Origin of the sequence: Qipengyuania gaetbuli, from assembly GCF_020524765.1 — a bacterium.
Lineage (GTDB): Bacteria > Pseudomonadota > Alphaproteobacteria > Sphingomonadales > Sphingomonadaceae > Qipengyuania > Qipengyuania gaetbuli_A.
In genome coordinates this window covers 387,122-397,409 of sequence record NZ_JAIVLR010000002.1, presented here as the reverse complement: position 1 = coordinate 397,409, position 10,288 = coordinate 387,122, and the positions used below count along the sequence as shown (strand labels likewise).

At 66.5% G+C, this 10,288-nt stretch carries 9 protein-coding genes; all 9 read right to left on the bottom strand.

The genetic code is table 11. The annotated features are described in order from the left end of the window. Positions 1-4: 4 nt before the first annotated feature. The gene (locus LC083_RS10415) at positions 5-946 is read right to left on the bottom strand and encodes a hypothetical protein (RefSeq protein ID WP_226700329.1); all 942 of its coding nucleotides are present in this window, start codon (positions 944-946) and stop codon (positions 5-7) included. A gap of 172 nt (positions 947-1,118) precedes the next feature. Beyond that, positions 1,119-1,901: a Bax inhibitor-1/YccA family protein gene (locus tag LC083_RS10410; RefSeq protein WP_226700328.1), complete on the bottom strand. Its 783-nt coding sequence runs from the start codon at positions 1,899-1,901 to the stop codon at positions 1,119-1,121. A 132-nt stretch (positions 1,902-2,033) separates the two neighbouring features. Next, positions 2,034-2,537: a YbjN domain-containing protein gene (locus LC083_RS10405; protein ID WP_224832136.1), complete on the bottom strand. Its 504-nt coding sequence runs from the start codon at positions 2,535-2,537 to the stop codon at positions 2,034-2,036. A 148-nt stretch (positions 2,538-2,685) separates the two neighbouring features. Then, on the bottom strand, positions 2,686-4,317 hold the full coding sequence (locus LC083_RS14010) for an SPOR domain-containing protein (RefSeq protein ID WP_264187270.1): 1,632 nt from the start codon (positions 4,315-4,317) through the stop codon (positions 2,686-2,688). A gap of 56 nt (positions 4,318-4,373) precedes the next feature. Next, the gene (gene ftsZ / locus LC083_RS10390) at positions 4,374-6,074 is read right to left on the bottom strand and encodes a cell division protein FtsZ (protein WP_226700327.1); all 1,701 of its coding nucleotides are present in this window, start codon (positions 6,072-6,074) and stop codon (positions 4,374-4,376) included. A gap of 133 nt (positions 6,075-6,207) precedes the next feature. Continuing rightward, positions 6,208-7,500 (bottom strand): cell division protein FtsA, encoded by a 1,293-nt coding sequence (gene ftsA, locus LC083_RS10385; protein WP_160606502.1) that lies wholly within the window; start codon positions 7,498-7,500, stop codon positions 6,208-6,210. Continuing rightward, entirely contained in the window at positions 7,500-8,396 is an 897-nt protein-coding gene (locus LC083_RS10380; protein ID WP_160606255.1) for a cell division protein FtsQ/DivIB, read from the bottom strand. Before LC083_RS10380 ends, ftsA begins: the two co-directional genes overlap by 1 nt. Next, on the bottom strand, positions 8,389-9,354 hold the full coding sequence (locus LC083_RS10375; RefSeq protein WP_226700326.1) for a D-alanine--D-alanine ligase: 966 nt from the start codon (positions 9,352-9,354) through the stop codon (positions 8,389-8,391). Before LC083_RS10375 ends, LC083_RS10380 begins: the two co-directional genes overlap by 8 nt. A gap of 4 nt (positions 9,355-9,358) precedes the next feature. Continuing rightward, a complete protein-coding gene (gene murB, locus LC083_RS10370; protein WP_226700792.1) occupies positions 9,359-10,282 on the bottom strand; it encodes a UDP-N-acetylmuramate dehydrogenase in 924 nt (307 codons plus the stop codon). Positions 10,283-10,288 lie beyond the last annotated feature (6 nt).

Genomic DNA, 10,288 nt, shown 5'->3' with positions numbered 1-10,288 from the left:
ACGCTTAACGCGGGTCCGGCGTATCGACCGGGCCGACCTGGCCCTGCACGACTTCGCCCGACTGGAAGATCGGTCCCTGCGTCGGCAATGCCGTGGTGGTTTCGCCCGTCGCCGGGTTCTGCGTGGCGACCACGACCGGCTGCTGCGCGGACGCAGGCGGGACCTGCGTCGAAGCCGTGGCGCTACGCGGCGCGGTTGCCGGCATGGAGTTCACCAGCGTCTGCCCCGGTGCGACATTGACCCTTGGATCGAGCGGGTTGGTGTAACCCTGCACCGTGGTGGTCACGGACGACGGGCCGTATCGCGAATCCCAGGCCGCCAGATCGACGCGGTACTGCTCGTAAGCGCGGTAGAAATCGTTGAACACCGACTCGATCCGCGGCAGCGCGACCGCCGCGAAGCTGTCGAGCGTGTTCGGCTCTGCCAGCAGCACTTCCTGGCTGACGGAATAGGACACGTCGCAGAAGTTCTTCAGCGCCGGCGGCAACGCGAAATAGTTGTAGACCTGCGTCATGTAGGAATCCTGCACGTCGCGATAGGTCGCGCCGTACTTCTGGCGGAATTCGCTCTGCAGGGCGCGATTGGTGGCGGACAGCTGGCGCGCATTGCGCTTCAGGAAAGCACCGTAATTGTCGACGATCGAGGTACGCATCGGCTCGGGGCAATTGAGCGCAGCCACGTTCAGGGCCGAACGCAGGTTCCACGTCGTCTGCGACGGTGTGAGGTTGGCATTGACGGTCTGGCGTACGCCGTTCGCCACCAGCGGGATCGTCATGCCCGTAGTCGCGCCCATCGGCGGGACCGGACGCGGCGGGATCACCACCGGAGGGGGCGGCGGAGGCGGCGGCGGAGGCGGGGGCGGCGGCGGAGTGGCACAGGCGGCAAGTGCGAGCAGACCGCCGGCAATGGCGGTGAAGCGGATTGTGATGTTCGAACGGCGGCTCACGGCGCGCTGACCCTCCTCAAGCATGTGCGACCCCAACATGCGCCTGCCTGCATTGACCGGCGATGAAGCGTGGCCGAAACCTAGCCGCAAGCAGAACCAAAGAAAATGCCCGGGGCGCAAGTTACGCCCCGGGCACGATGAAGAGAGTCGCTGCTGCGACGGGCGGAGCGAATTACTCGCGGTTGCCCAGGAACTGCAGCAGGAACATGAACAGGTTGATGAAGTCGAGATAGAGGCTGAGAGCGCCCATCACGACGGCCTTGCCCGCATATTCGGTGCCGCGGACGTAGCTGTATTCATTCTTCAGGCGCTGGGTGTCGTAGGCGGTGAAGCCGGCGAAGATCAGCACGCCGAGGATATTGATCACCAGGCCCATGGCGCCCGACTGGAAGAAGAATGCGTTCAGCAGCATCGCCACGATGATGCCGATCAGGCCCATCAGCAGGAAGCTGCCCCAACCAGACAGGTTCTTCTGCGTGGTGTAGCCGAACAGGCTGAGGCCGGCGAAGGCAGCGGCCGAGGCGAAGAAGGCCGAAGCGATCGATTCACCCGTGTAGGTGGCGAAAATCGTCGACATCGACATGCCAAACAACACGGCGAAGCCCCAGAACATCGCCTGAAGCGTCGTCTTGCTGAACCGCGCCACCCCGCCGAAGCTGAGGACGAGGATAAAGGCCAGCGGCGAAAGCGAGATGATCCAACCCAGCATAGTCGGCTGGATGGCGTTGCCTGCCGCGGTCGGCACGACCCGGTAGGCCGCTTCGAACAGCGCCGTGTTGACGAACAGCAGCGCGACGATGCCGGTCAGCAGCACGCCCGATGCCATCATGTTGTAGATCGACAGCATGTGCTGGCGCAGGCCAGCATCGAAAGTGGTCTGGCGGGATACGGCGTCGCCCGCGCGCGGTACGGACGTTGCGCCCGTCCTACGGTCGGTGTCGTTCCAGTCGGACATTGTCAAAACTCCTCTGCGCGCCTCACACAATAGTGCGGCGCTCCGGACACGAATATCGGTGTTTCTCCGGTCGATTTCAAGCGAAACCGGAACGCCCTTGGCTAACGCAAATCAACCATTTGGGCCCTGCGGTCAGGCTTCTCCGGCCGCATCCACCATGGCCGCCTTCAGCGCCTCGCGCGGGGTCTTGTCGCCCCACAGCACGAATTGGAACGCCGGGTAGAACCGGTCGCATTCCTCGACCGCGATTTCGACCAGCGACTGCGCCTGCGACAGGCTGAGCAGCCCTTCGTCGCCCAGGATGGTGCCATTGCGATAGAGCAGCACGCCGCCGTTCGACCAGATGTCGAAATGGCCGAGCCACATCTGCTCGTTGACCAGCGTCACCAGTTCCTGCGCCACCGCCCGCTTTTCATCCGGGATGCGGATTTCCGGCAGGCACAGCAGTTGCAGCACCATGTCTTCAGGGCGCCAGATTCCGCGCAGCTGGTAACTGGTCCAGCTGCCCGGTACCTCGCCGCTCATTTCCTCGCCCGACGACCCGCAGGCCCAGCCGCGGGCCTCGAACAGGGCCATCAGCATGTCGAGTGGAGCGGCGTCCTCTTCGGCCTCGAACCGGCTTTCCGAGGTTCTCATTCTGGCGATCCCGTGGCTCTCATGGGACGCCTTTTGCAGAACGGCGTGGCGGCTTGGCAATCGGCCTGCGCGAGGGTGCTGGGGAGAACGCAAGCGGCTTGTGCAAACCCTGTGCACAAGCTGCAGGATACGGATAGGCGAGCCCCGCTCAATCGAGCGGCGCAATCTCCTGGCCCTCGTCGCTGGAAAACGGGAAACTGTCGATTTCCAGCTCTTTCAGGCGGGTCACCATGGCGCGCGCGGCATCGCGCGATTCGTAAGGCCCGGCCAGCAGGCGGTTCGCTTCGCCCCAAGGCGTGGTGAACGGACCCTTCTTGTCGAGCGCGCCATCCGCCTTGCGCGAAATCCGGCGCCAGTCGAAGCCCAGCGCCTTCAGATCCTTGCCGGTCGCGACCTGCACCCAGTGGCGTGCGGGATGTTTCGGCGGGGGCGGCGGAGGCGGTGCCTCCACCTCGCGCGGGGCCTTGATGCGGGTGATATCCACCGCACCGGCGCGCGGGGTGGCGCTGGTTTGCGCAAGGTCGAAATCGGCGAAAGCATCCGCGACGCTCGGCTCCGGCTCGGCCGGTGCAGGCGCGGTAGGCGGCGGTGCTGGCGACGGAGGCGGAGGCGGCGCGGCCTGCGACACGGGTGTCGTTGCCGGAAGCTCTCCCCGCGCAACGACGACCGGCTCGCTGACAGTCGACGCAATCTGCGGTGTGGGTGCAGGCGTGGGCGTCGGCGCGGGAGCAGGCGCCGGAGGAGGTGGCGGCGGCGGCGCAGGTCGCTGCACCACGGGTTCGATGCGCGGCCGGCTCGTGACCGAGCGCTCGAAGGCCGGGATCGTGCTCGCCACCTGCGGTGCGGCGCGGCGCGGTTCGGGCGATGGGGCAGGCGTCGGCGCCGGTGCCGGCCTTTGGGCCTGTGCCTGCTGCTGCGCGCGGGTACGCTCGAGCTGCGAACCCATCGGCGGGCCTTGCGGGGCAAGACCTGCATCTGCTCCGCGCACGGCGGAACTGTCGAAGCCGGCGATCGCCGGATCGTCGCGCCCGATCGCTGCCGTGCGCGGGAATACGCCGAGCGTCCCTGCGGCCGCCTGCTGCGCGGGCGTCAACTGCGGCATGTAGCGCAGGTAAGGTTCCACCCGCGAAGCCATGGGGGTGGGCATCATGTCGCGCGCGATCTTCACCGCGGCCTCGACCTCGCCGAGCACGGCAAGGCCGAACGCACGGGTCCGGAACGCGGCATTGTCGCCCTGCTGCAGCAGCGGCAGCAGCGTCGCCTCGAACCCGGCCTTGTCACCGGATATCGCCTGGCTGAGCGCGAGATTGCGACGGATATCGGAATTCTCGCCCTGCGACAGCGCCAGCCGGTACAGCGCCTGCGCACTCGCCGCATCGCCGACGAGATCGAAGGCGAGCCCGCGATCGGCGGCCATCAGTGCAGGTGCGACCCCTGCCCGCTCCGCCTCGGCGAAGAGCTGCAACGCCTCAACGGGGCGACGGGAATAGGTATAGGCGCGCGCAAGGCCCAGCGTGATGCGCGAATTGGCAGGCGCGATGTCCTGGGCGCGGCCGAAGAAACCGATGGCTGCGGGAATGTCGCCAAGCTTGAGCGCCGCTTCGCCAGCGTCGAGCAGGGCTGCGACGTCGCCCGAATTGCGTGCCAGCCGCTGCAATGCCGAGTTGAGGTCGTCAGAACCTTCCGGCGGGAGCGGCTGCACCACTTCCTGCGCAGCAAGCGGGGTCGCGGCGATGGCGAGCGCGACCAGGGCCGCGCCGCGCCATCTGCTGTTTTTCATCGATCGATACATGGCCTGCCCTTGCCGCGCCCGGGGCGCAGCGGGGTTCGGAAACCTTACTGGTTGTTCTGGCGCCCAAGGAAACGCGGGATGTTGAGCGAGCCGCTGTTGCCTTCGTCCTCGTCGCCATCGTCATCGTCGTCGCTTTCCGACTGGGAGGAGCCGCGCGACAGGTTCGCCATGCGTTCGAACAGCGTGCTGCCCTGCGAGGCGGGTGCACCGCCGCCGCCGGCGCCGCTTCCGCCACCTGCACCGCCGCCGAGGATCGCCTGCTTGCGGCCGGGCTTGCTGGCGAGCGGGCTTTGCCCGTCGGCATACTGGTCCGCGCCGAGCTGCAGTTCGTCCTGGCCTGCTTCACCGTCGAGCGGGTCGGACAGGTCGAGCGGCGAACCGGCAGCGCCGTCGCCATCGTCCGTCCAGCCGTCACCGAAGCCGGTGTCGTCGGCCGGCGAAGGCAGGTCGTCTTCATCGTCGGCGTAATTGTCGAACCGCTCGGTCTCTTCGTTGCGCAGGCCGGCGAGCGGATCGACGATGCCGTCGACGTCGTCGTCTTCCTCGTCCTCGTCACCGAAATCGTCGGCGCTGGCAGACGACAGGCCGAGCGAGGAGATGCCCTCGTCTTCGGCCATGGTGTCGAGCACGTCTTCTTCCGGCTCGGCCGAGAGGCCTTCGCTCAGCTCGAAGGGTTCGTCGTCGGTCACGCTCTCGCTCGGCAGGTCGAGCACGGGGCGCTGCGGGGCGCGCGATTCCGACATGGAGAAGCTGCGCGTCGGCGCTGCGGCAGCCGAACCGCTCTGTTCGATGCCGGTGGCAACGACCGAAACGCGGATCTTGCCCTGCAGGTCGGGGTTGAATGCGCTACCCCAGATGATGTTGGCGTCTTCGTCGACCAGCTCGCGGATGTGGTTCGCAGCCTCGTCGACTTCGAGCAGCTTCATGTCTTCGCCGCCGATGATCGAGATGATCACACCCTTGGCGCCGGCCATCGAAACGCCGTCGAGCAGAGGGTTGGCGATCGCCAGTTCGGCGGCCTCGAGTGCGCGGTTTTCGCCCTCGCCCTCGCCGGTGCCCATCATGGCCTTGCCCATTTCGCTCATCACCGAACGCACGTCGGCGAAGTCGAGGTTGATGAGGCCCGGCATGACCATCAGGTCGGTGATCGAACGCACGCCCTGCTGCAGCACCTCGTCGGCGAGCATGAAGGCTTCCTTGAAGGTGGTTTCCGCCTTGGCGACCAGGAACAGGTTCTGGTTCGGAATGACGATCAGCGTGTCGACGTGCTTCTGCAGTTCCTCGATACCGGCTTCCGCAGCGCGCATGCGGCGGGTGCCTTCGAACAGGAACGGCTTGGTCACGACGCCGACAGTCAGCACGCCCTTGCGGCGCGCGGCTTCCGCAATGACGGGCGCTGCACCGGTGCCGGTGCCGCCGCCCATGCCGGCCGCGATGAAGACCATGTTGCAGCCGTCGAGCGCGTCTTCGATGTCCTCGACCGTTTCTTCGGCCGCGGCCTTGCCCACTTCAGGGCGGGCGCCAGCGCCGAGGCCGCCGGTGATATCCGGGCCGAGCTGGATGCGCTTTTCGGCCGACGAGCTGGACAGTGCCTGCGCATCGGTATTGGCCACGATGAATTCCACGCCCTCAATCTCGGCCGCCATCATGTTCGCGATCGCATTGCCACCGGCGCCACCGACGCCGATCACCATGATCTTGGGACGCAAATCATCGCTGGAAGCGGGGCCGATATTGATGCTCATTGAGCTTTCCTCGAAGTAAAAAGTCGACTGAAAACGGTTATGTCACACCTTTGGCATAAAGCGAATCGCCGCGCCAAAGGTAAATAGCCTTATCCACAAGGCCTAAAGCGCGTGTTACCTCGGTGTTCAACCATCAGAAGTACTCCTTCACCGCCTGGACCACGCGGTTGAGCAGGCCGAGGCCCGAATAGCGCCGCGAGGGCTGGTAGCTGGGGCCGATGGACCGGATGTCGACCGGGTCTTCCGAGGCATAAAGACACAGCCCTGCCAGCGTCGCGAAGCCGGGTGTCGCATGCGCTTCGGGCAGGCCGCGCAAGGCCGGCGGCTTGCCGGTCCGCACGGGCAGGCCGAGCGCACCCTGCATGAATTCGGCAATGCCGTGGAGTTCCGCCCCGCCGCCGGTGAGGACGACCTGTCCGCCGCTGCTGCCCGAAAAGCCCATGGCTTTCAGCCCCTTGGCAATTTCGGAGGTCATCGCACCCAGCCGGTCGGTGACGACCGACACGAGTTCGGCGCGCGGGATGCGGTTGTGTTCGTCCGCGCCGCGCGCAGGCTGGCCGCTGGGCTCCTCGTCCGGCGCGTTCACCGGAATCATCTCGCGGTGGTCGCTCGGCGTCGCGATGGCCGATCCCGAAACGCACTTCAGGCGTTCTGCCTGGCTGCGCCGGATGCCCAGCGAAGAGGCGATGGCATCGGTGATGTCGTTGGAGCCGACCGGGATCGAGCGCAGGCCCAAGAGCATCCCGCCGGCATGGACCGAGACATTGGTCACCTGCGCGCCGATTTCGACCAGCGCCACCCCAAGTTCGCGCTCCTCGGCAGACAGGCAGGCATAGGCCGCGGCAAGCGGGCTGGCGACCACGCCTTCGACATCGAGATGCGCGCTTTGCACCGCTTCGATGAGGTTCCTGACCGGCGCGCCTTCGGCGAGCGTGACGTGGATATCCACGCCCAGCGATTCCGCATGGAGGCCGGTGGGATTGGCAATGCCGTGCGCCCCGTCGAGCGTGTAATGGGCCGGCTGCGCGTGCAGGACCATGCGCCCGTCGGGCTGGATATGGTCGCGCGCGGCGTAAAGCAGGTGTTCGAGGTCGTCCTCGTCGATGCGGCGCCCGCCGATGGCGATCTCGACACTGGCGATCTTGCTCGACAGGCCTGCGCCCGCACAGCCGATCCACACGCTCGACACGGAGGTATTGGCGTTCGCCTCCGCCTTTTCGACGGCATTGCGGATGGCGTGCGTGGCAAGGCGCATGTCGGTGACATAGCCGCGCTTGATGCCCTCGCTCTTGCGGTGGGACGAGCCGAGCACGACCATCTCGCCGTCTTCGGCCTGGCCCATGATCATGGCCGAGACGCGGAACGAACCGATGTTTACCGCGCCGAAGACGCGGGTAACGCGCGGCAGGGGAAGCTGCGTGGCCATTACTGCGCGCTCATCCCGCGCGGACAGGGGCCGTCCTTGCAGCGCAGGTAGGCACGGTCGGGAACGCGCATGTCGATGGCGACCGCCTGCCCCCCGATGAGCCGGTTGCGCCCGTCCATCTCGGCGAATTTTACCAGCGCGGCTGGCCCCATTTCCCCTTCGGGAAGCGCGAGCATCTGGCCGGTGCGGAAGGTGAGGTTCCAGCGGCGATTGCCGACCCATTCGGCGGCAACGATCTGCGGCTTCAGCGCCGGCGCTGCATCGAGCAGGCGGCCGAGGTCGGCGACCTGCTTCTGCGCGCCCGGACCGGAGATCAGCAGCTTGCCCTTGGCAGCATCGGCCGACACGGGTTCGAGCTCGTGCCCCTCGTCATCGACCAGCATCAGCCGGTCGGGCTTCGCCAGCACGGCATGCGGCTCTCGCTCGACGATATCGATGCGCAGCGTGTCGGGCAGCTGGCGCGAGACGCGCGCATCCTTGACCCACGGCAGTTCGAGCAAGCGCTCGCGGATTTCCTCCAGCTCGACGAGCGGCATCGGCCGGTCGGTTTCGCCCAGCACCTTCTGGTAGACGAGCTGTTCGCTCATCCGGTCGACGCCGGTGACGCGTACGGTGCGTACCTCGTAACCTGCGCGGCTGGCGGATTTCGCCAGCTCGGCACGCGCGAGCTCGGGCACGCCGGCAAAGCTTGCCACCGTCCATGCGATGCCCAGCCCTGCTGCGACGATCAGGAAAAGGAAGAACTTGTTCCACTGCTCTTCGGTGAAAGGCAGCGCCGCCATCACCTTGTCGAGCATCCCGCTGGTATGCCGCTTGGCCGCCCGTGCCTTCTGGTTGCGGCTGCGCGCCGCAGCCGAGCGCCTGACGCCGGTGGGCTTGCGGGTGACCTTAGCCATCGCGCCGGCCCTTCTCGCGCAGGGCGGCGGCGATGATGGTTTCCACCAGCTCGCCATAGTCCATGCCGATGTGGCGCGCCTGTTCGGGCACGAGGCTGAGCGGCGTCATGCCCGGCTGGGTGTTGGTTTCGAGCACGAAGAGCCCGTCCTCGCCCTGCTCCTCATCCCAGCGGAAGTCCGTGCGGCTGGTGCCCTTGCAGCCCAGCACCTTGTGCGCCTTAAGCGCGATTTCGAGGCAGAGGTCGCGGATATTTTCGGGAATGTCCGCCGGGCACACGTGGTCGGTCATGCCGTCGGTATATTTCGCGTCGAAATCGTAGAAGCCGCTCTTGGGCTTGAGTTCGGTGACGGCGAGCGCGCGCGGACCATCCCCGAAATCGACCACGGCCGAGGTCATCTCGCGCCCCTTGATGTAAGGTTCGGCGAGCAGTTCCTTGAATTCCTGCCACGGCCCCTTGGCATCGCGCGCAATCGGATTGCCGTAATTGCCCTCGTCGGTGACGATTGCGACGCCGACCGAGCTGCCTTCATTGACGGGCTTGAGCACATAGGGGCGCGGCAGGGGATCGCGCTCGAACAGCTCTGCGCTCTTCACGATGCGGCCGCCGGGCATGGGAATGCCATGCGGCACCAGCGCCTGCTTGGTCAGCTGCTTGTCGATCGCGATGACCGAGGTGACGAGGCCCGAATGGGTATAGGTCACGCCCATCAGGTCGAGCATGCCCTGCACCGTGCCATCCTCGCCCGGAACGCCGTGGAGCGCGTTGAACACCACATCGGGAGCAGCCTCGGCAATGCGGGCGGCGACCTGGCGGTCCATGTCGATGCGCGTGACTTTGTGGCCGCGCGCTTCCAGCGCCTTGGCGACGCCTTCGCCCGACATCAGCGAAACGGGCCGTTCATTGGCCCAGCCGCCCATCAGGACGGCGACGTGAATCTTGGCGTCTAGAATGCTCATCGTATCAGGGCCTTCCAACCCGCTGGATTTCCCATTCGAGCATGACGCCCGAGTTTTCGTAGACGCGCCGGCGCACTTCCTCGCCCAGCCCTTCGATATCGGCGCTGGTGGCCGTGCCGGTGTTGATGAGGAAGTTCGTGTGCTTCTCGCTCACCTGCGCGCCGCCCATGGTGAGGCCGCGGCAACCGGCCTTGTCGACCAGTTCCCACGCCTTCATCCCGGGCGGGTTCTTGAACGTGGACCCGCCGGTCTTGGTGCGCAGCGGCTGGCTGGCCTCGCGTGCATCGGCGATGCGGTCCATTTCCGCGCCGATGGCTTCGGGGTCGCCGGGCGTGCCTTCGAACCGGGCCGACACGACGACCGCGCCGTCGGGCAGGGCGGAATGGCGATAGGTATATTGCAGGTCCGCCGCAGGCAACGTCACCAGCGCGCCGTCGGGCAGGATCACCTGGCAGTCGATAAGGCAGTCCGACACCTCGCGCCCGTAGGCACCGCCGTTCATGCGCACGAAGCCGCCCACGGTGCCGGGAATGCCGCGCATGAATTCGAGGCCCGCAACGCCCGCATCGCGCGCCGCACTGGCGACGAGGATGCCGTGCGCGCCGCCGCCGCAAGTCACGACCTGACCGTCGACCGAAACCTTGGCGAAGGGCTTGCCCAGCTTAATCACCACGCCCGGCACGCCCCCATCGCGCACGATCATGTTCGAGCCGAGGCCGAGCGCCATCACCGGAAGTTCGCCTTCCAGCCGTTCGAGGAACAGGCGCAAGTCGTCGAGGTCTTCGGGCTCGAACATCCAGTCGGCATTGCCGCCGGTCTTGAACCACACCAGCTTTGCAAGCGGCGCGTCCGGCGTCAGCTTGCCGCGCAACCCGTCCGTCGAAACGGGGGTAGCGACACCGCCTTCGACTTCGCAGTCGGGTGCCATGCCGTT

Coding starts and splice junctions, on each gene's coding strand:
- LC083_RS10405 (WP_224832136.1), bottom strand. CDS start 2,537: ATGAGAACCTCGGAAAGCCGGTTCGAGGCCGAAGAGGACGCCGCTCCA.
- murB (WP_226700792.1), bottom strand. CDS start 10,282: ATGGCACCCGACTGCGAAGTCGAAGGCGGTGTCGCTACCCCCGTTTCG.
- LC083_RS14010 (WP_264187270.1), bottom strand. CDS start 4,317: ATGAAAAACAGCAGATGGCGCGGCGCGGCCCTGGTCGCGCTCGCCATC.
- ftsZ (WP_226700327.1), bottom strand. CDS start 6,074: ATGAGCATCAATATCGGCCCCGCTTCCAGCGATGATTTGCGTCCCAAG.
- LC083_RS10375 (WP_226700326.1), bottom strand. CDS start 9,354: ATGAGCATTCTAGACGCCAAGATTCACGTCGCCGTCCTGATGGGCGGC.
- LC083_RS10380 (WP_160606255.1), bottom strand. CDS start 8,396: ATGGCTAAGGTCACCCGCAAGCCCACCGGCGTCAGGCGCTCGGCTGCG.
- LC083_RS10410 (WP_226700328.1), bottom strand. CDS start 1,901: ATGTCCGACTGGAACGACACCGACCGTAGGACGGGCGCAACGTCCGTA.
- ftsA (WP_160606502.1), bottom strand. CDS start 7,500: ATGGCCACGCAGCTTCCCCTGCCGCGCGTTACCCGCGTCTTCGGCGCG.